Below are 20,053 nucleotides of genomic sequence, written 5' to 3' on the forward strand. Positions count from 1 at the left end.
TGCTTAATTGCAGGTGAAGAAGATGGAAATCCGCGCCTTCCGCCAGGAAGATTTTGAAGAAGTGATCACCTTATGGGAACGTTGCGATTTGTTACGGCCATGGAACGATCCGGAGCTGGATATCGAACGCAAAATGCATCACGACCCCGATCTCTTTCTGGTCGCTGAAGTCGGCGGCGTGGTCGTCGGCACCCTGATGGGGGGCTACGATGGTCATCGCGGTGCGGCCTATTATCTGGCGGTGCATCCTGACTATCAGGGACGCGGTTTTGCGAATGCGCTGATGAATCGTCTGGAGAAGAAGCTCATCGCTCGCGGCTGTCCGAAGCTGCATCTGATGATCCGCGAAGAGAACGATCAGGTGGTGGCCTTTTACGAGAAGCTCGATTATGAGCCGGTCGATGCACTGCTGTTTGGCAAACGTCTGATCGAAGATCGTGAATACTAAACCGTCCCCTGACTATCAGCCGGACCACTATGACGCCAGAGGGCAGCTGCGGCTGCCGTTTCTTTTTTGGCTGATCCTGTTACTGCAGGCGCGCACCTGGCTACTGCTGGTTATGGCCGGGGCGTCACGGCAGCAGGGTAACGATCTGCTGGCGCTCTTCTATCCGGATCGCCAGGCGTTCTGGATCGGTCTTGCCCTGGGATTACCGGCGCTGGCAGGTCTGCTGCTGACCGGTTACCGGCTACGGCTGCCGCGACTCTGGCAGCACTGGCGCAGCGTGCTGTCGCTGTCATTTTTAGTGAATCTTATCTGGCAGGGGCTGCAGTTTGTGCAGGGTGATCTGCTCAGTTCGCCGCTGCCCTTGTTGCTGACGCTGTTTGACCTGCTGGCACTCATCTGGCTGCAGACTGACCGTCGCTGCCGCGACTGCTTTCTGCCTGAACATCATCTTAAATAAACTTTTTGGCGCTTTGCGACTCCAATCAGTTCCGCCTTCCGGCATCGTATTTACAGGAGTTCTCATGAAAGCTGTTCGTTCCACGCTACTGATCGCCGCCGTTGCACTGAGCGGCTGTGCCAGTTCGGGTTCCGGCACTGACAGCAGCCAGCAGGCCAGCTGGTGGAATCCGCTGACGTATCACTGGTCCTCGGCGCTGCCGTGGAACTGGTTCGGTTCATCGCTCACCGCGACGGAGCAGGGCGTAGGCGGACTGACCGCCTCGACGGCCATGAAAGAGGAGGCGATCAAAGCCGGCCTGAATGGGGATTACACCCTGCGTCAGGGCATGCGTGGCGAAAACGGTCAGGTGGTTGCGTTCTGGCAGGCGCTGGATGACGACAAGGTGAAGCTGGTGATTTACGGGCAGTCGCAGGTTGAACGCATTGAGGTGATGGACAGCCAGATTGCCAGCAGCGACGGCAGTAAAGTCGGCGATGCCTTCAGCAATAAGTTCACCAAAGCCTTCAGCAACTGCACCCTGGCCAGCGGAACGGATGCGCGAGACGTAGCATGCCGGGCCCCCGGCAGTCAGCATCTCACCTATCTCTACCATGGCGACTGGCATGGACCGGAAGGGCTGATGCCTTCCGATGACACGCTGAAAACCTGGAAACTCAGCAAAATCGTCTGGCAGCGTTAACACTGCCTGCTAAACGCCATGCGCTGACGCGCCTGGTTACCCCCGCAGGCTGGTGCTCAGCGGGGGTTATCCTCTCTGCGGCTTTTGCTGATTTCTGCATAAACTCTGCCGCTGTCTTATGCTTTTTTCGACTTTGAAATCATCAAACGATATATAAAACCGTTACTGGTTTTCCCTGAGTTATAAATAAACTGATGTTTCGGCGGGTGAGATCCGCATCAAATTTTTTCAGGGTGCCAAATGACATTACAAGCGATGAAAAAAGTCGTGAGCGGTATCGCGTTGTCGCTGAGCCTTGCTGGCGCAGCCAATGCCACTGAACTTCTTAACAGCTCTTACGATGTGTCCCGGGAGCTGTTTGTTGCCCTGAATGCCCCTTTCGTTAAACAGTGGGATGCCAGCCATCCTGCCGACCCGCTGACCATCAAAATGTCCCATGCCGGTTCATCTAAACAGGCGCTGGCTATCCTGCAGGGACTGCGCGCCGATGTTGTCACTTACAACCAGGTGACGGATGTGCAGGTCCTGCATGATAAAGGCAACCTGATTGCCGCAGACTGGAAAAGCCGTCTGCCGAATAACAGTTCACCGTTCTATTCCACCATGGCGTTTCTGGTGCGCAAAGGAAACCCAAAGCAGATTCATGACTGGTCAGATTTGACCCGTAACGATGTGAAGCTGATTTTCCCCAACCCGAAAACGTCCGGCAATGGTCGCTATACCTATCTGGCCGCCTGGGGGGCTGCTGATAAAGCGGACGGTAACGATCAGGCTAAAACCCGTACCTTTATGACGCAGTTTCTGAAAAACGTTGAAGTCTTCGATACCGGGGGCCGTGGTGCGACCACGACCTTCGCTGAGCGTGGTCTGGGCGACGTGCTGATTAGCTTTGAGTCGGAAGTAAACAATATCCGCAACCAGTACGGCAAAGATGAGTATGAGGTGATCGTGCCGAAAACCAACATTCTGGCGGAGTTCCCGGTGGCGTGGGTAGATAAAAACGTTGCCGCTAACCATACCGCGGATGCGGCCAGTGCCTATCTCCGCTACCTCTACACACCGGAAGCGCAGACGATTATTACGCACTACTACTATCGCGTGAACAATCCGCAGCTGATGGCAGAGCAGAAGGATCGCTTCCCGCAGACCAGCCTGTTCCGGGTTGAAGAGGCCTTTGGCGGCTGGGACAACGTGATGAAAACGCATTTCGCCAGCGGCGGTGAGCTGGATAAATTGTTAGCGGCGGGGCGTGGATAATGTTTGCAGCAAGTCATAAACGCGTGTTGCCCGGCTTTGGACTGAGCCTGGGTACCAGCCTGCTTTTTACCTGCCTGATTCTGCTGCTGCCCATCAGCGCCGTGATCATGCAGCTGTCACAGATGACCCTTCAGCAGTACTGGGATGTGGTGACCAACCCGCAGCTGGTTGCGGCCTACAAGGTTACGCTGCTCTCCGCCGGTGTCGCCTCGCTGTTTAATGCGGTGTTCGGCATGCTGATGGCGTGGATCCTGACCCGCTACCGCTTCCCGGGCCGCACGCTGCTGGATGGCCTGATGGATCTGCCGTTTGCGCTGCCGACCGCCGTCGCGGGCCTGACACTGGCCGGACTCTTTTCGGTCAACGGCTGGTATGGACAGTGGTTTGCCCATTTCGATATCAAAATCTCCTACACCTGGATCGGCATCGCCATCGCCATGGCCTTCACCAGCATCCCGTTTGTGGTGCGCACGGTACAGCCGGTGCTGGAGGAGTTAGGCCCGGAGTATGAAGAAGCCGCTGAAACGCTGGGTGCCACACCGTGGCAGAGCTTCCGTCGGGTTGTGTTACCGGAAGTCGCCCCGGCGCTGCTGGCGGGCACGGCGCTCTCCTTTACCCGCAGCCTGGGTGAGTTTGGTGCGGTGATCTTTATTGCCGGTAACATCGCCTGGAAAACGGAAGTGACCTCGCTGATGATTTTTGTCCGGTTGCAGGAGTTTGACTATCCGGCCGCCAGCGCCATCGCCTCGGTGATCCTGGCCGCCTCGCTTATCCTGTTATTTGCGATTAACACCTTACAGAGCCGCTTTGGCCGTCGACTGGGAGGTCACTAATGGCTGAGGTCTCACAACTGAATCATGCGGATCGCCAGCCGGTGAACTGGGGCAAATGGCTGCTGATTGGTATCGGCGCGCTGCTCTCGATTCTGCTGCTGCTGGTGCCGATGGTCTCCATCTTCTGGGAGGCGCTGAATCAGGGGCTGCTGGTCTCCCTGAGCAACCTGGCTGACCCCGATATGCTGCACGCCATCTGGCTGACGGTGATGGTGGCGCTGATCACCGTTCCGGTTAACCTGGTGTTCGGCACGCTGCTCGCCTGGCTGGTGACCCGCTTTACCTTTCCGGGGCGTCAGCTGCTGCTGACCCTGTTTGATATTCCGTTTGCCGTGTCGCCGGTGGTGGCCGGTCTGATGTATCTGCTGTTCTGGGGCGTCAACGGTCCGGCGGGCGGCTGGCTGGATGCGCATAACATCCAGGTTATGTTCGCCTGGCCGGGCATGGTGCTGGCGACCGTGTTTGTGACCTGTCCGTTTGTGGTGCGCGAACTGGTGCCGGTGATGCTGAGCCAGGGCAGTCACGAAGATGAAGCGGCGGTGCTGCTGGGCGCTTCAGGCTGGCAGATGTTCCGTCGTGTGACATTGCCGAACATTCGCTGGGCGCTGCTGTATGGCATCGTGCTGACCAACGCCCGTGCGATTGGTGAGTTTGGTGCAGTCTCGGTGGTGTCGGGATCGATTCGCGGTGAGACCTATACGCTGCCGCTTCAGGTTGAATTATTGCATCAGGATTACAATACGGTCGGCGCCTTCACCGCTGCCGCGCTGCTGACCCTGATGGCCATTGTAACGTTGTTTCTGAAAAGTATTGTGCAGTGGCGTCTGGAGCAACAGCACAAGCACCTGCAACAGGAGGGAAATCATGAGCATTGAGATTAACAAGATCAACAAATCCTTTGGTCGCACCTCGGTGCTGAACGATATCTCTCTGGATATTGCCTCGGGTGAAATGGTGGCGCTGCTTGGCCCATCCGGCTCCGGTAAAACCACGCTGCTGCGCATTATTGCCGGGCTGGAGCATCAGAACAGCGGCCAGATCCGTTTTCATGGCAACGATGTGAGCCGTCTGCATGCGCGCGATCGTCAGGTTGGATTTGTTTTCCAGCACTATGCGCTGTTCCGCCATATGACGGTGTTCGACAACATCGCCTTTGGCCTGACGGTGCTGCCGCGTCGGGAACGTCCTTCTGCGACCGAGATCAAACAGCGTGTTACCCGTCTGCTGGAGATGGTGCAGCTGGCCCATCTGGCGAACCGCTTCCCGGCTCAGCTGTCGGGCGGGCAGAAACAGCGTGTGGCGCTGGCGCGTGCGTTAGCGGTAGAACCGCAAATCCTGCTGCTGGATGAACCTTTTGGCGCGCTCGATGCGCAGGTGCGTAAAGAGCTGCGTCGCTGGCTGCGTCAGCTGCATGAAGAGCTGAAATTTACCAGCGTGTTTGTGACCCACGACCAGGAAGAGGCGATGGAAGTGGCAGACCGCGTGGTGGTGATGAGCCAGGGTAATATCGAGCAGGTCGGCACGCCAGATGACGTGTGGCGCGATCCGGCAACCCGCTTTGTGCTGGAGTTCCTGGGTGAAGTGAATCGCTTTGATGGTGAGATCCACGGGTCGCAGTTCCATGTCGGCGCGCATCACTGGCCGCTGGGGTATACCTCAGCACATCAGGGCCCGGTTGAGTTGTTCCTGCGTCCGTGGGAAATCGATGTGTCCCGCCACAGCAGCCTGGAAACCCCGCTGCCGGTGCAGGTGCTGGAAGTGAGTCCGCGTGGACACTTCTGGCAGCTGGTGGTGCAGCCCGCTGGCTGGCAGAGCGAGCCGTTTTCGCTGGTATTTGAAGGTGAACAGACCGCCCCAATTCGTGGCGAACGCCTGTTTGTTGGCCTGCAGCAGGCGCGTCTCTATAAGGGTGATACCCCGCTGCGCGCTGTTGCCTTTGCCCAGAGCGCCTGATATTTTCTGATCAACACCGGGCGGGAGTGTGACTCCCGCCTTTTTTTTGCCTTCTGTTTGCATTAAGCCAGGAACCGCACCGTGACGACTCTCGAAAATACCATCGGCAATACCCCGCTGGTCAGGTTACAGCGCCTGACACCCGCTAACGGCAGTGAGGTCTGGCTTAAGCTGGAAGGCAACAATCCGGCGGGTTCGGTCAAGGATCGTGCGGCCTGGTCGATGATCAATCAGGCGGAGCTGCGCGGGGATATCACCCCCGGCGATCAGCTGATCGAAGCCACCAGTGGCAACACCGGCATTGCGCTGGCGATGATCGCCGCGATGAAAGGCTACCGTATGCGCCTGCTGATGCCGGACAACATGAGTCAGGAGCGGCAGGATGCGATGCGTGCCTATGGGGCAGAGCTGATACTGGTGCCGCGCGAGCAGGGAATGGAAGGGGCGCGCGATCTGGCGCAGGCGATGGCGGCACGCGGCGAGGGCCGGGTGCTGGATCAGTTCAACAATCCCGATAATCCGCTGGGCCACTATCAGACCACCGGCCCGGAGCTGTGGCAGCAGTCGAATCAGCGTATGACCCATTTTGTCTCCAGTATGGGCACCACCGGCACGATCACCGGCGTGGGACGCTACCTGAAAGAGCACAACACCGGCGTGCAGGTCATTGGCTTACAGCCCAGCGAGGGCAGCAGCATTCCGGGCATCCGTCGCTGGCCACTGGCCTATCTGCCGGGGATCTACCGTCCCAATCTGGTGGATGACGTCATCGATATGACGCAGAAGGAAGCGGAGGAGACCATGCGGGCGCTGGCACGCCGTGAGGGCATCTTCTGTGGCGTCAGTTCAGGCGGCGCGGTGGCGGGTGCACTGCGCATCGCCGAGGCAAATCCGGGAAGCGTGGTGGTGGCGATCGCCTGCGATCGCGGCGATCGTTATCTCTCGACCGGTCTCTATCACGCGTAACCGCTGTGGATGCGAAACCTGGCCTGTGAAGCGTCTGCTGCCCACAGGCCTTTTTTTTGCCCGGTTTACTGTGCCAGCGAGTGTGAATCTGTAAGGATCACGTAAATCAGGCTGCGCCGATCGGCCGCACAGGTGAAAATAGCGCCCGTTCTCCGGAGAAATGACCATGAAAATTCTGCTTGTAGATGATGATGTAGAGCTGGGCACGATGTTAAGCCAGTACCTGATTGCGGAAGGCTTCGATGCTCAGCTGGTGCTGACCGGCAGCGCCGGGATTCAGGGCGCGCTCTCCGGCCAGTTCACCGCGATGATCCTGGACATCATGCTGCCCGACATGAGTGGAATTGACGTTCTGCGCCAGGTGCGTCAGAACAGCCGCATACCGGTGATTATGCTGACCGCCAAAGGCGATAACATTGACCGCGTAATCGGTCTGGAGATGGGGGCCGATGACTATATGCCCAAGCCCTGCTATCCGCGCGAGCTGGTGGCGCGTCTGCGGGCGGTGCTGCGGCGTTTCGAAGAGCAGGCTCCGCAGCCGGATAGCCAGGAGCCGCTGCGCTGGGGGGGGCTGACCCTCAATCCCGCCACCCGTATCAGTGAATGGCAGGAGAAAGCCTTCGATCTCACCGCCTCGGAATTTAATCTGCTGGAACTGCTGATGCGCGCCCCGGACAGGGTGGTATCAAAAGATGAGCTGTCGGAGAAGGGACTTGGTCGCCCGCGCGAGGCGTATGATCGCAGCGTCGATGTGCATATCAGCAACATCCGTCAGAAGCTCAGTGCCTTAACCGCTGACAGCATCACGATCGAAACCGTTCGCAGTATCGGTTATCGCATTCGATGAGGCACTACCGTGGACGCCTCTTCTGGAAGATCTTTATCGGCTTCTGGATCGTCTTTGTCATCATCAGTCAGCTTATCTGGCTCGGCTTTTCGCTCTCCGGTAGACGACACGAGCCGCCTGAACTGGTGGCGGTCCGTCGCGTGGCCGATCTGCAACTCACCTCGGCGGCGACGGTGCTGGCGCAGAACGGGCCTGAGGCGCTGAACGCGATGCTGTCGGGCTGGGACGAACGTGACCGGCAGTTTTTCCACATCCTGCCACAGGCGCAACCGTCGCCTGCGCAGGCTAACCCGGATGGGGAGGCGCATCGGCCCGCCGAAAGTGAGCGCTGGGTGCGCGGCGCCGATGGAAAAGGGTATCAGCTGCGCTATGACATTGATGGCATGCGAAAAGAGAGCATGATGAACAGTATGCCGCGCAGATTCCTCAATATCCCTGAGCCGATGTTTGTCTTCGCCGGTTCGGTAGGATTACTCTTCAGCCTGCTGCTTGCCTGGAATCTGACGCGACCCATGCGTCAGCTGCGCGAAGGGTTCTCCCGGGTCGCAGAGGGCGATTTAAGCGTGCGGCTTTTTCCGGTGATGCGTAAACGGCATGATGAGATTTCTGATGTCGCCCGGGCCTTCGATACCATGGCTGAGCGGCTGGAGACCCTGGTCCACGCGCGCGAAGAGCTGCTGCACGATATCTCACACGAGCTGCGTTCACCGCTTGCGCGCCTGCAGCTGGCGACCGGGCTGGCCAGGCAGACGCCAGAAAATGTGCACAGTTCGCTCGATCGTATCGACGAAGAGGCGCGCCGGCTGGATAAGATGATCGGTGAACTGCTGACGCTGTCGCGGGCTGAGCATGAAAGTATTCCGGATGAGCAGTACTTTGACCTCACCGGCCTGCTGGAGGCGGTGATCACCGATGTCCGCTATGAAGCGCAGCTCCCCGGCGTGCAGGTGGCGTTTCAGGTGGACGATCGGGCCGATTACACCGTGCGTGGCAATGCCGAACTGATACGGCGCGCCACCGAGAATGTGTTACGCAACGCGCTGCGCTTTTCCCTGCCAGGCCAGCGGATCGAGGTTGAACTGCGCACCGCGCAGCAGTGGCTGGAAATTCAGGTGCGCGATCAGGGGCCGGGTGTCGATGAAGAGAAACTCTCCAGCATCTTTGACCCGTTTGTGCGGGTCAACTCACCGCTGATGGGAAAGGGCTATGGCCTCGGGCTGGCGATCGTCCGCAAAGTGGTGCTGGCGCATCAGGGTGAAGTCGAGGCACGGAACCGGCCGGAAGGAGGGCTGGAACTGACGCTGCGGCTGCCGCACTGGCCCTCCTGAAAAGCGCAGAGAGCAGAAACGAAAACGGCACCCGAAGGTGCCGTCATAGCAGGAACAAAGCCTTATTTTCTGATGCGAATCACCGGCGTTTCGCCGACGGTGACCTGGCCAGAGAGCTTAATCAGTTCCTTGATTTCATCCATGTTGGAGATAACAACCGGAGTCAGGGTTGATTTCGCTTTCTCTTCCAGCAATGGCAGATCGAACTCGATAACGACGTCGCCTTTTTTGACCTTCTGGCCTTCTTCAGCGATGCGTTTGAAACCTTCACCTTTCAGTTCAACCGTATCGATACCGAAATGCACGAACAGCTCAATGCCGTTGTCCGATTCGATTGAAAAAGCATGGTTGGTTTCAAAAATCTTACCGATAGTGCCATCCACCGGCGCAACCATTTTGTTGCCAGTCGGTTTGATCGCGATACCGTCGCCCACGATTTTTTCTGCAAACACCACATCTGGTACGTCTTCAATATTCACAATTTCGCCTGACAGAGGCGCTACGATATCGATTGTCCCAGCGCTATCCGTTTTTTCGCCAAAAAGTTTAGAAAACAAACCCATGATCTTCTCCTAAGCAGTAATTTGGGGCCAGCATCATGCAGATTAGCAGAGCGTTTTTTCTTTAATGAACTTGTTCACCAGGTTCATTAAATCTTCCGCTGTCGGTTGAGCCAGTGCCTGCTCTGCCAATGCCTTCGCATCTTCAAAATTAGTATTACGAATGATTTTCTTGATGCCAGGGATAGAAATGGCACTCATGCTGAACTCGTCCAGCCCCATTCCCAGTAACAGTAGTGTAGCACGTTCATCACCTGCCAGCTCACCACACATGCCGGTCCATTTACCTTCAGCGTGAGATGCATCAATGACTTGCTTAATTAAGTTAAGCACAGACGGCGTCATTGGATTGTACAGGTGCGAAATCAAATCGTTACCACGATCGACCGCCAGAGTATACTGCGTCAGGTCGTTTGTCCCAATACTGAAGAAGTCGACTTCTTTCGCCAGATGACGTGCAATCACCGCTGACGCCGGGGTTTCCACCATAATACCGACTTCGATGGACTCGTCGAACGCTTTGCCTTCTTCACGCAGCTGCGCTTTCAGCAGTTCCAGTTCCGCTTTCAGCGAACGCACTTCTTCAACGGAAATGATCATCGGGAACATAATGCGCAGTTTGCCGAAGGAGGAGGCGCGCAGGATAGCACGCAGCTGCGCATGCAGAATCTCTTTGCGGTCCATGGCGATACGGATAGCGCGCCAGCCGAGGAAAGGGTTTTCCTCTTTCGGCAGGTTCATGTAAGGCAGATCTTTGTCACCGCCGATATCCATGGTACGGACGATAACGGCCTGTGAACCCATGGCTTCAGCGACGGCTTTATACGCCTGGAACTGCTCTTCTTCGGTCGGCAGCGCATCACGGTCCATGAACAGGAACTCGGTGCGGTAAAGTCCCACGCCTTCTGCGCCGTTGCGCTCTGCGCCGGCGACGTCGCGCACGGTGCCGATGTTGGCGCAGACTTCAACCTGATGACCATCCAGCGTGACCGCAGGCAGGTCTTTCAGCTTGGCTAATTCGTGTTTTTCCGACAGATACTGGTTCTGTACGGCTTTCAGCTCTTCCTGAACGGCGTCAGAAGGATTGACGTGAATCGCATTGTTCACACCATCCAGGATCAGGAAGTCGCCGTTTTTAACCGTGACGGTGACATTGCCGGTGCCGACAATGGCTGGGATCTCCAGCGAGCGCGCCATGATTGAGGTATGGGAGGTACGGCCACCCAGATCGGTAATAAAGCCCAGCACCTTTTTCAGGTTCAGCTGTGCGGTTTCTGACGGCGTTAAATCTTTTGCTACCAGAATGGATTCATCCGGAATGGCGCTCAGGTCAACGATATGCAGACCGAGGATGTTTTGCAGCAGACGTTTACCGATGTCGCGCACGTCAGCCGCACGCTCTTTCAGATACTCATCATCTAACTCTTCCAGCGCTTTCGCCTGACCATCGATAACCGAGTCGACAGCAGCATCGGCAGAGGCGTGATCTTTTTTGATCAGGTCGATGATTTCCTGCTCCAGCTCTTCATCTTCCAGCAACATAATGTGGCCTTCGAAGATCGCAGCTTTCTCTTCACCGAGGGTTTCACCCGCTTTGACGCGAATCGCTTCCAGTTGCTGTGCCGCTTTACCGCGACCATCGAGGAAGCGCTGAACTTCCTGCTCAACCTGGTCATCAGAAATTTTCTTACGGTTGATGACGATCTCGTCTTCTTTCAGCAGCAGTGCTTTGCCGAAAGCGATACCTGGTGATGCTAAAATGCCTGAAATCATAACGCTACCTTTTAATCACGATGGCTGATGGGACTCTTTGCGGTGCCATTGTCGCGGGACACGTACTCTACGAAAGCAATAACGCGGACAGATTGTCCGCGATCAAGATGTTTGCACTCAATGGCGCAGAGGAGTCGATTGGCTGGAGAGCTGAGCGGAGATTACTCCAGTTCAGCCATCAGTTTGACCAGATGCTCAACTGCTTTCTGTTCGTCTTCGCCTTCTGCTGACAGGGTCACAACGGTTCCCTGCGTTAAACCCAGTGTCTGCAGCTTGAACAGGCTCTTGGCGCTGGCAGATTTACCGTTAGAGGTCACAGTGATTTCTGACTGGAAAGCTTTGGCTTCTTTAACGAATTGCGCTGCTGGGCGAGTATGCAGACCGTTTGGTGCAGTAATGGTAACTTCTTGCTGGAACATTCTATTTCCCCAACGTTATCAGAATGAGTGTTATGGATCTAAAGTCTAGCCTGGAGCCTTCACTTTAGCCTGTGTCGGTGCGCGGGTATAGCTTCATGCTGACCCAGGACGCGCATGCGTCAAATCGACATTCCGTTGCGTCGTAAAACCGATTCTACACGTCACCGGTTAATTATGCCGTGATTCGCCGTTTCACTGAATCCGTAAATCGATTCAGCTTGATCCACTTCAAACGCGGATTAATTTCAGGCATCGAAATAATTGGCAGTCTAAATACCAGAGCGGCGTCACTGAAATCAATCTGCCGGGTGGTGAAAGTGAGATCTGCGCCACAAAAAAGCACCCGGTCGGGTGCTTTTTGTGGCATTTTCAGACTTTCTGCCCCGACTACTGCAGCTCTTTTTCTGTAAAGAGATCGGCGAACAAAGCGGTACTCAGATAGCGTTCACCTGAGGAGGGGAGAATCACCACGATATTCTTGTTGGCGAAGGTTTCCTCTTCCTGCAACTTCAGTGCGGCGGCGACCGCAGCACCGGAGGAGATACCGGCCAGAATGCCTTCCTGCTCCATCAGCAGACGCGCAGTGCTGATCGCTTCCTCATTCGTGATGGCCACAACCCGATCAACCAGATTCAGCTCAAGGTTGCCCGGAATAAAGCCTGCGCCGATACCCTGGATTTTGTGAGGGCCAGGCTTGATCTCCGCTCCTGCCAGGGCCTGAGCAATGACCGGCGAATCGGTTGGCTCCACCGCGACGGTGATCAGATCTTTTTTACCTTTGGTATTCTTGATGTAGCGGCTCACGCCGGTCAGCGTACCGCCGGTGCCGACACCAGCAATAAAGACATCCACTTCGCCGTCGGTATCTTCCCAGATTTCCGGGCCGGTGGTCTTTTCATGGATCTCCGGGTTAGCCGGGTTGCTGAACTGCTGCAGCAGGACATATTTATCCGGGTCGCTTGCAACAATCTCTTCAGCCTTGCCGATAGCCCCTTTCATGCCTTTGGCACCTTCAGTCAGGACCAGATTCGCGCCCAGCGCTTTCAGCAGTTTACGACGCTCAACAGACATCGTCTCAGGCATGGTCAGGGTCAGTTTATAACCGCGCGCGGCGGCCACATAGGCGAGGGCAATCCCGGTATTGCCGCTGGTTGGTTCAACCAGTTCAATACCCGGTTTCAGAATACCGCGTTTCTCTGCGTCCCAAATCATATTGGCACCGATACGGCATTTTACGCTGAAGCTCGGGTTACGGGATTCAACTTTCGCAAGGATGCGGCCGTTACCGATGCGGTTCAGTCGAACCAATGGCGTATGACCAATTGTCAAAGAGTTGTCTTCGTAGATCTTACTCATAGCCTGTCCTTAACTGTATGAATTATTGGGAACCCTATGAGCATACCTGTTCTGCCTGGGGGCGGAAGGAAAGAAATCGCATATCTATATGTCACCCGGCAATAAGCCTTGTTAAAAAGAGCATAAGGCGCGCTGATATGTTCAGCGCACTTCCTGCCTAGCCAGTTGCTGCCGGTAGCGATCGACCCACATCGCTGTGGCCCCACAGACGGCTACCGGCATGATGACCAAGTTTAGCACCGGGATCATGGTAAACAGACTGGTAAGCGCACCAAACTGCATATTGGCGGTTTTATGCCGACGCAGGGCGTTACGCATCTGCTGAAAAGGCACTTTGTGATTATCGAAGGGGTAGTCGCAATACTGGATCGCGAGCATCCAGGCGCTGAACAGGAACCACAGTACGGGCGCAACCGTCTGGCCGAAACCCGGGATAAAGTAGAGCAGCAGCAGTCCTACCGCACGTGGCAGGTAGTAGCCCAGCTTTTGCAGCTCGCGCTTCATGATGCGCGGCACATCTTTGATCAGACCCGCCCAGCCGCTGTCAGGCAGCGGTTTATCGGTCAGGCGTCCCTCAAGCTGCTCGGCCAGCAAACCGCAAAACGGTGCGGCGATAAGGTTAGCGAGGGTGGAAAAGAAGTAGCTGAAGACCAGCACAATCGCAATCACCGACAGTGGCCATAACAGATAGCTGAGCCACTGCAGCCAGTCCGGAATCGTGGCCATCAGCCGCGGGATCCAGTCACCCAGACGGTAGAAAAGCCAGATGAATGCGCCACCCAGCATCAGAATGTTGATCAGCAGCGGCATGACCACAAAGCGACGAATGCCAGGCAAACGCATCAGTTTCCAGCCCTGGCTGAAGTAGTGTATGCCGTTAAAATCTGAGACGGACTTCTCAAGGGCCATATAGGCAATTCTCCTGAAGGTAATAGGGCGGGCCCACTATAACCTGGCTTTTTCCCCAGGCCAGGTGCCGTTTGGGTAAAAAAACAGCGAAAAAGCGTGGGTTGCCTATCTTATTTGTTAGAAAATAGTGCACAGACTTGCACTTGTGTAGCAGGGCAAATACAGTTAGAGGATAAAGTTTGCCGCGGTGGCAAGGTATTGGAACAACAGAGAATACAATGATGCAGGATTTGCGTCTGATATTAATCGTTGTTGGCGCGATCGCCATAATAGCGCTCCTTCTTCACGGACTGTGGACCAGCCGTAAAGAGCGTTCGTCAGTGTTCCGCGATCGCCCGCACAAACGTCTGAAACAACGTGATGAACATGATGAGCCGGACCTGATCGACGACGAAGATGATGGCGTCGGCGAGGTTCGTGTTCGCGCTGAGCGCAGCAGCAGTAACCATCAGGAACCGCGTTTCGATGATATTCGCGAATCCCAGCCGGTTGCGCCGCGTAAGCCCGCGCCAGCTGAGCCTGTACGTCAGCCTGCGCCACGACCTGCTCCGCAAGCCGAAGCGGAAAGCGATCCGCTTTTCAGCCCCGCACCGCAGCCTGCTCCTCAGCCGCGTCCGGAACCGGCTCGTCAGCAGCAACAGCCTGCGCCTGCCTTTGTCGCGCCGCCTGTGCAGGCCGATCCGCTGCTGGACCTGGATCCGCTGGAATCGGTGCAGCCCGCACCGCAGTACCAGGCTGAACCCGAGCGGCAGCCTGAAGTCACTCAGGCGCCGGAACCGACTCCCGTTCCGCCGTCTGCACCTGCCGCACCGGCAGAGAAGCCGAAAGAAGCCGTGTTGGTTCTGCATGTTGCCGCACACTCGGGTGGCGAACTCAATGGTGAGGCTCTCCTCCAGGGGATTCTGCAGGCGGGCTTCCAGTTTGGTGAGATGAACATCTTTCATCGCCATCTCAGTCCGGCAGGCAGTGGTCCGGTCCTGTTCAGTCTGGCCAATATGGTCAAGCCTGGCTCGTTTAACCCTGACCTGATGACAGATTTCAGCACGCCGGGTATCTCTATCTTTATGATGGTGCCTTCCTATGGCGATGCGAATCAGAACTTCAAGCTGATGCTGCAGTCGGCACAGCGCATCGCTGATGATGTTGGCGGCGTAGTGCTGGATGATGAACGTCGCATGATGACGCCGCAGAAGCTGGAAACTTACAAGGCGCGTATTCGCGATGTGGTCGGTGTCTGACCACGGCGCAAACCGCTATCTGAACTGTTAAAACAAACCCCCGCATGTCGGGGGTTTTTTATCTGATGGGGCTTTATGAAATCCGTCCAGGATCACATCACCGAACTGCGCACTACGTTGCGTCATCACGAATACCTCTATCACGTCATGGATGCACCGGAAGTGCCGGATGCCGAATATGATCGCCTGATGCGTGAGCTGCGCCAGCTGGAAGCTGATCATCCCGATCTGATTACGCCGGACTCACCAACCCAGCGCGTCGGCGCTGCGCCGCTAACGGTGTTTGAACAGGTTCGCCATGAAGTCCCGATGCTGTCGCTGGATAACGCCTTCGATGAAGCGACCTTTATGGCCTTCAACAAGCGGGTGCGCGATCGGCTGAAAAGCAGTGAAGAGATTACCTACTGCTGTGAACTTAAACTCGATGGCTTAGCGGTCAGCCTGATGTATGAAAACGGGCTGCTGGTTCAGGCCGCAACGCGGGGAGACGGCACCACCGGCGAGAATATTACCGCCAACGTGCGCACCATTCGCGCTATTCCGCTGCGTCTTAAAGGTGACAACATTCCGGCGCGGCTGGAAGTGCGTGGCGAAGTCTTTATGACGCAGCGCGGCTTCGAAAAGCTGAATGAGGAAGCGCGCCGCACGGACGGCAAAGTCTTTGCTAACCCGCGCAACGCAGCGGCAGGTTCGCTGCGTCAGCTTGATCCGCGCATCACCGCAAAACGTCCGCTGACCTTCTTCTGCTACGGTTTCGGCCTGCTGGAAGGCGGCGAGATGCCGCACAGTCACATGGCACGCCTGCAGCAGTTCAAAGCCTGGGGGCTGCCGGTCAGCGACCGCATTAAGCTGGTGCATAATGCGGAAGAGGCACTGGCTTTTTATCACGACGTTGAGCAACAGCGCCCCAATCTCGGATTTGATATCGATGGCGTGGTCATCAAAGTCGATTCACAGGCGCAGCAGGAACAGCTGGGCTTTGTGGCGCGTGCGCCGCGCTGGGCGATAGCCTTTAAATTCCCGGCGCAGGAGCAGCTGACCTGGGTGCGGGATGTCGAGTTCCAGGTTGGCCGGACCGGGGCAATCACTCCTGTCGCCCGCCTGGAGCCGGTGCAGGTAGCGGGTGTGATTGTCAGCAACGCCACGCTGCACAACGCCGATGAAATCGCGCGGCTGGGACTGCGCATCGGGGACCGGGTCGTGATTCGCCGTGCAGGCGATGTGATCCCGCAGGTCGTGAATGTGGTCACCGCTGAACGTCCTGAAGAGACGCGTGAAGTGGTGTTTCCCGCTCACTGCCCGGTCTGTGGTTCTGAGGTGGAACGGGTCGAAGGTGAATCGGTCACGCGCTGCACCGGCGGTCTGATTTGCGGCGCGCAGCGAAAAGAGGCGCTGAAGCATTTTGTCTCGCGCCGTGCGCTCGATGTTGACGGCATGGGCGATAAGATTATCGACCAGCTGGTGGAGAAAGAGTATGTCTCGACCCCCGCCGATCTCTTCCGTCTCACGGCGGGTAAGCTGACCGGGCTGGATCGCATGGGGCCAAAATCGGCGCAGAACGTGGTGGATGCGCTGGAAAAAGCGAAGTCGACGACGCTGGCGCGTTTCCTCTATGCGCTGGGGATCCGTGAAGTGGGCGAAGCCACCGCCGCCAATCTGGCAAACCACTTTGGTGAGCTGCAGAAGGTGATGGATGCCGATCTGGAGGCGCTGATTGCCGTGCCGGATGTGGGTAAGGTCGTCGCCGCGCACGTTCGCAACTTTATGGAAGAGGAGAGCAACCGCGAGGTCATCCGCCAGCTGACGGACGATATTGGTGTTCACTGGCCAGCTGTTGTGGTGGTGAAAGCCGAAGAGATTGACAGTCCGTTTGCCGGGAAAACCGTGGTGCTGACCGGTTCGCTGTCGCAGATGAACCGCGACGATGCTAAAGCGCAGCTGATCGCGCTGGGAGCTAAAGTCAGCGGCAGCGTGTCGAAGAAAACGGATCTGCTGATTGCCGGTGAAGCGGCGGGTTCCAAGCTGGCGAAAGCGCAGGAGCTGGGCATCGAGGTGATCGATGAAGCTGAAATGATCCGTCTGCTGGGTGCCTGAGATGGATAAGCATCAGCTGGTGGCGATAGCGAACACGGCGATGCCGTTTGGGAAATATAAAGGGCGGATGCTGATCGATCTGCCTGAACCCTACCTGCTGTGGTTTGCCCGCAGTGGCGACTTCCCTTCCGGCCAACTGGGTGACCTGATGCAGCTCACGCTGACAATAAAAATCGAAGGTCTGGAGGGGCTGGTGAAGCCGCTTCAGACCCGGAAATAACGTGGCCCGCACAGGCGGGCCATGCAGACTATTTCTGCGACTCCATCACGGAGGTTTTCACCTCTAAAGCCTGCTTTTTCTCACCGCTCTTCTTGTAGCGTCCGGCGATGAACGAACAGACCATCAGCTGAACCTGATGGAAGATCATCAGCGGCAGCACGATAATCCCCACGGTACTGGCCGGGAACAGGATATTTGCCATCGGTACCCCATTTGCCAGACTCTTCTTCGATCCACAAAACAGCACCACAATCTCATCGGCGCGTTTGAAGCGGAACAGGCGCGAAGCCAGCAGGTTGATAATCAGCACGGTGGCCAGCAGCAGAATGGAGCCTGCCACAATCCAGAGCAGGGTAATCACGCCCACGCGATGCCAGATGCCGTTCACCACCGCCTCACTGAAGGCACTGTAGACCACCAGCAGAATCGAGGTCTGGTCAGTTTTGCCAATCAGGCTGCGGTGCTTTTCAACCCAGCCGCCGATCCAGCGGCGTGAAAGATGGCCCAGTATGAACGGCACCATCAGTTGCAGCATAATCTTACCGATCTGCTCCAGACCGTCAGTCGGCGCGCTGCTGTGGATATCCATCACCACATTTACCAGCAACGGGGAGATGAAGACTCCCAGCAGGCTGGATGCCGAGGCGCTGCACACGGCGGCCGCGACGTTACCGCCAGCCATCGAGGTAAATGCGATGGCGGACTGCACGGTGGCAGGCAGGATACAGAGATAGATAAAGCCGGTATAAATTTCCGGACCGACATCAACCGGATGCCACCAGACCAGCAGCATGCCCAGCGCCGGAAAGAGCACAAAGGTGCTGAACATGATCCAGAGATGCAGCTGCCAGTGACTGCTTCCCGCAATGATCTTCTCCCGCGACAGCTTGGCACCGTGCATAAAGAACAGCAGTGCGATAGCCGCGGTGGCGAGGTAGCTGAAGATATCGACGTAGATTCCTCTGGCAGGCAGGAAGGTGGCCAGCAGCACGGTGATGATGAGCTTAACCATCATCGGATCAAGTTTTAAAAATCCCATTGTTAAAATCCGGTAAATTTTTCAATAGGCCGATTGTGCGGGAATCATTTTTAGAAATAAAATTGATTTATTGCATTAATCTATGAGCGTAATCGATGAATTATACCCTGCGGCAATTGCGGACTTTCATTGCGGTGGCACATTATGGTGGATTCAGTCAGGCGGGGCAGGCGATAGGCCTGAGCCAGTCGGCGGTGAGTCACAGCATCAAAGAGCTGGAGGCGGAAACCGGCGTGCGGCTGCTGGATCGCACCACGCGCGAGGTGATGCTGACCGAGGCAGGAAAACAGCTGGCATCCCGCATGGAACGTCTGCTGGAGGAGATTAATACCACGCTGCTGGATATCCGCAGTTTTGGCGAACAGCGCAGCGGCACCGTGCGGGTGGCAGCCAGCCAGACGATTTCCGCGCATCTGATGCCTCAGTGTCTGGCGGCCAGCCAGCAGCACTTCCCCGACATTAAAGTGATACTGCACGACCGCGCGCAGCAGTGGGTGCTGCAAAGTGTGCGAAACGCCGAAGTCGATTTTGGCATCGTGATCGGGCCGCTGCGCGACAGCGATTTTGACACGATTGCCATTCTGGATGAGCCTTTCTTACTGTTGTGCCGGGATGATGATCCGCTGGCGCGGGTGGACAGGGCGGAATGGTCGATGCTGGATGGGCGCACGCTGGTGTTGCAGGATTATGCATCCGGCAGCCGGGTACTGATTGATGCAGCCATGCAGCAGCAGAATATTCAGGCAGAGGTGGTGCAGGAGATTGGTCATCCTGCCACGCTGTTTCCGATGGTGCAGGTAGGGATTGGTATCAGTATTCTGCCCGCGCTGGCATTACCCCTGCCGGCGGATCGCGCGCTCACCGTGCGGCGGCTTTATCCCGAGATCAATCGAAGTCTGACCCTCATTAAACGCAAAAACCGCTCACTGACGCCCGCCGCCGAAGCCATCTGGCAGGAGGTGCGCCAGCAGGCGGCGCTGCTGGCGCAACAGCGTGCCATTACGCCCGCGTTTTAGATATAGACATCGACATTATTTTTGTCAGTCGGGCGGTTAATCCCGTTCGCCTTGCTTTCACTGACCGGGTTAACACTGTCGCTTTTCTGCTGCGCCTTTTCGGCCTGCTCAGCCTGCTTCTTTTGCAGCTGAGCAATCTGCGCTTCCAGCATGGTGATCTGCGACTGGTACATCTGCGCTATTTTAGATTTCTGGTCTTCGTCAAGATCGTGGTTGTCGGCCAGCTCTTTGATTTTTTTCATCACGCTCTGAATCTGTTTATTCAGTGCGGCGATCTGCGAGGCGATACTGCCGCCGCCGCTGTCACCTCCACCTGGCATAACTTTTAAAACTCCGGCTATCGAGGACATCATTTTCTCCCTGTAGTTCGTCTATAAGGTTATCGGCGCAGGCAGGAATAACTGAAGTGTCAAAAAGAGCAGGGGAGTAAAAAAGCAGATTCTTCTTCTGAAAGCCCCTTTCTGAGGGGAGTCGTCATTCAGGCTTAGCCTGGCGCAGTAAAATAAACGTGGTACTCAGGCAGCCAGAATAAGTGAAGGGGGGCTGAAACGAAAAAAGCGCCTGAAAGGCGCTTTTCTCTGAATTGGTGGGTCGTGCAGGATTCGAACCTGCGACCAATTGATTAAAAGTCAACTGCTCTACCAACTGAGCTAACGAC

22 protein-coding genes are annotated in these 20,053 nt (G+C 56.4%); 14 read left to right on the forward strand and 8 right to left on the reverse strand.

Annotation, left to right across the window (positions count from 1 at the left end; translation table 11 throughout):
- Positions 1 to 22 precede the first annotated feature (22 nt).
- The 10 genes from HFD97_RS17320 to HFD97_RS17365 all read left to right on the forward strand — a co-directional run bounded on the left by HFD97_RS17320 (position 23) and on the right by HFD97_RS17365 (position 8,771).
- Positions 23 to 448 (forward strand): GNAT family acetyltransferase, encoded by a 426-nt coding sequence (locus HFD97_RS17320; protein ID WP_046102342.1) that lies wholly within the window; start codon positions 23 to 25, stop codon positions 446 to 448.
- Positions 438 to 905, forward strand: a complete 468-nt coding sequence (locus tag HFD97_RS17325) for a DUF2919 domain-containing protein (protein WP_009088833.1) — start codon at positions 438 to 440, stop codon at positions 903 to 905. The genes HFD97_RS17320 and HFD97_RS17325 overlap by 11 nt, the downstream gene beginning before the upstream one ends.
- A gap of 64 nt (positions 906 to 969) precedes the next feature.
- Positions 970 to 1,587, forward strand: coding sequence for an RpoE-regulated lipoprotein (locus HFD97_RS17330; RefSeq protein ID WP_009088834.1), 618 nt, complete (start codon positions 970 to 972; stop codon positions 1,585 to 1,587).
- Between the two features lie 240 nt (positions 1,588 to 1,827).
- Positions 1,828 to 2,844 (forward strand): sulfate ABC transporter substrate-binding protein, encoded by a 1,017-nt coding sequence (locus HFD97_RS17335; RefSeq protein ID WP_167431297.1) that lies wholly within the window; start codon positions 1,828 to 1,830, stop codon positions 2,842 to 2,844.
- On the forward strand, positions 2,844 to 3,677 hold the full coding sequence (cysT, locus tag HFD97_RS17340) for a sulfate/thiosulfate ABC transporter permease CysT (protein ID WP_009088836.1): 834 nt from the start codon (positions 2,844 to 2,846) through the stop codon (positions 3,675 to 3,677). Before HFD97_RS17335 ends, cysT begins: the two co-directional genes overlap by 1 nt.
- Positions 3,677 to 4,552: a sulfate/thiosulfate ABC transporter permease CysW gene (cysW, locus tag HFD97_RS17345; RefSeq protein ID WP_046102340.1), complete on the forward strand. Its 876-nt coding sequence runs from the start codon at positions 3,677 to 3,679 to the stop codon at positions 4,550 to 4,552. The genes cysT and cysW overlap by 1 nt, the downstream gene beginning before the upstream one ends.
- Entirely contained in the window at positions 4,542 to 5,630 is a 1,089-nt protein-coding gene (gene cysA, locus HFD97_RS17350; protein WP_111207811.1) for a sulfate/thiosulfate ABC transporter ATP-binding protein CysA, read from the forward strand. The genes cysW and cysA overlap by 11 nt, the downstream gene beginning before the upstream one ends.
- An 81-nt stretch (positions 5,631 to 5,711) precedes the next feature.
- A complete protein-coding gene (gene cysM / locus HFD97_RS17355; protein ID WP_009088839.1) occupies positions 5,712 to 6,596 on the forward strand; it encodes a cysteine synthase CysM in 885 nt (294 codons plus the stop codon).
- Between the two features lie 166 nt (positions 6,597 to 6,762).
- Complete coding sequence (locus HFD97_RS17360; RefSeq protein ID WP_150028924.1) at positions 6,763 to 7,443, forward strand: response regulator transcription factor; 681 nt, start codon at positions 6,763 to 6,765, stop codon at positions 7,441 to 7,443.
- Positions 7,440 to 8,771 carry an ATP-binding protein gene (locus HFD97_RS17365; protein ID WP_167431298.1) on the forward strand — a complete coding sequence of 444 codons (1,332 nt, stop codon included), beginning with the start codon at positions 7,440 to 7,442 and terminating at the stop codon, positions 8,769 to 8,771. Before HFD97_RS17360 ends, HFD97_RS17365 begins: the two co-directional genes overlap by 4 nt.
- 62 nt (positions 8,772 to 8,833) lie before the next feature.
- On the opposite strand, the gene crr is transcribed toward HFD97_RS17365, so the two are convergent.
- From crr to cysZ, 6 genes are all read right to left on the reverse strand, one after another.
- A complete protein-coding gene (gene crr / locus HFD97_RS17370; RefSeq protein ID WP_009088842.1) occupies positions 8,834 to 9,334 on the reverse strand; it encodes a PTS glucose transporter subunit IIA in 501 nt (166 codons plus the stop codon).
- 42 nt (positions 9,335 to 9,376) lie between these two features.
- Positions 9,377 to 11,104 carry a phosphoenolpyruvate-protein phosphotransferase PtsI gene (gene ptsI / locus HFD97_RS17375; protein WP_009088845.1) on the reverse strand — a complete coding sequence of 576 codons (1,728 nt, stop codon included), beginning with the start codon at positions 11,102 to 11,104 and terminating at the stop codon, positions 9,377 to 9,379.
- A 161-nt stretch (positions 11,105 to 11,265) separates the two neighbouring features.
- Entirely contained in the window at positions 11,266 to 11,523 is a 258-nt protein-coding gene (ptsH, locus tag HFD97_RS17380) for a phosphocarrier protein Hpr (protein ID WP_003848868.1), read from the reverse strand.
- 172 nt (positions 11,524 to 11,695) lie between these two features.
- On the reverse strand, positions 11,696 to 11,890 hold the full coding sequence (locus tag HFD97_RS17385; protein ID WP_058957424.1) for a hypothetical protein: 195 nt from the start codon (positions 11,888 to 11,890) through the stop codon (positions 11,696 to 11,698).
- Positions 11,891 to 11,910: 20 nt separating this feature from the next.
- Positions 11,911 to 12,879 (reverse strand): cysteine synthase A, encoded by a 969-nt coding sequence (cysK, locus tag HFD97_RS17390; RefSeq protein ID WP_009088849.1) that lies wholly within the window; start codon positions 12,877 to 12,879, stop codon positions 11,911 to 11,913.
- A gap of 141 nt (positions 12,880 to 13,020) precedes the next feature.
- Positions 13,021 to 13,788: a sulfate transporter CysZ gene (gene cysZ, locus HFD97_RS17395; protein WP_167431299.1), complete on the reverse strand. Its 768-nt coding sequence runs from the start codon at positions 13,786 to 13,788 to the stop codon at positions 13,021 to 13,023.
- Positions 13,789 to 14,006: 218 nt separating this feature from the next.
- Between cysZ and zipA the strand changes: the two genes are divergently transcribed.
- The 3 genes from zipA (at position 14,007) to HFD97_RS17410 (ending at position 17,340) form a co-directional block, all read left to right on the forward strand.
- Complete coding sequence (zipA, locus tag HFD97_RS17400) at positions 14,007 to 15,026, forward strand: cell division protein ZipA (RefSeq protein ID WP_167431300.1); 1,020 nt, start codon at positions 14,007 to 14,009, stop codon at positions 15,024 to 15,026.
- 75 nt (positions 15,027 to 15,101) lie between these two features.
- Positions 15,102 to 17,120, forward strand: coding sequence for an NAD-dependent DNA ligase LigA (ligA, locus tag HFD97_RS17405; protein ID WP_167431301.1), 2,019 nt, complete (start codon positions 15,102 to 15,104; stop codon positions 17,118 to 17,120).
- A gap of 1 nt (position 17,121) precedes the next feature.
- A complete protein-coding gene (locus HFD97_RS17410; protein ID WP_009088854.1) occupies positions 17,122 to 17,340 on the forward strand; it encodes a DUF3820 family protein in 219 nt (72 codons plus the stop codon).
- 28 nt (positions 17,341 to 17,368) lie between these two features.
- On the opposite strand, the gene HFD97_RS17415 is transcribed toward HFD97_RS17410, so the two are convergent.
- On the reverse strand, positions 17,369 to 18,379 hold the full coding sequence (locus HFD97_RS17415; RefSeq protein WP_111208557.1) for a bile acid:sodium symporter family protein: 1,011 nt from the start codon (positions 18,377 to 18,379) through the stop codon (positions 17,369 to 17,371).
- A gap of 95 nt (positions 18,380 to 18,474) precedes the next feature.
- On the opposite strand from HFD97_RS17415, the gene HFD97_RS17420 reads away from it, so the two are divergent.
- A complete protein-coding gene (locus HFD97_RS17420) occupies positions 18,475 to 19,395 on the forward strand; it encodes a LysR family transcriptional regulator (protein WP_058957427.1) in 921 nt (306 codons plus the stop codon).
- Here the strand turns inward: HFD97_RS17420 and HFD97_RS17425 are convergent.
- Positions 19,392 to 19,745 (reverse strand): FlxA-like family protein, encoded by a 354-nt coding sequence (locus HFD97_RS17425; RefSeq protein WP_150028985.1) that lies wholly within the window; start codon positions 19,743 to 19,745, stop codon positions 19,392 to 19,394. The genes HFD97_RS17420 and HFD97_RS17425 overlap by 4 nt on opposite strands.
- Positions 19,746 to 20,053: the final 308 nt, after the last annotated feature.

Source organism: Pantoea sp. EKM103V (genome assembly GCF_011800365.1).
Taxonomy (GTDB): Bacteria; Pseudomonadota; Gammaproteobacteria; order Enterobacterales; family Enterobacteriaceae; genus Pantoea; species Pantoea anthophila.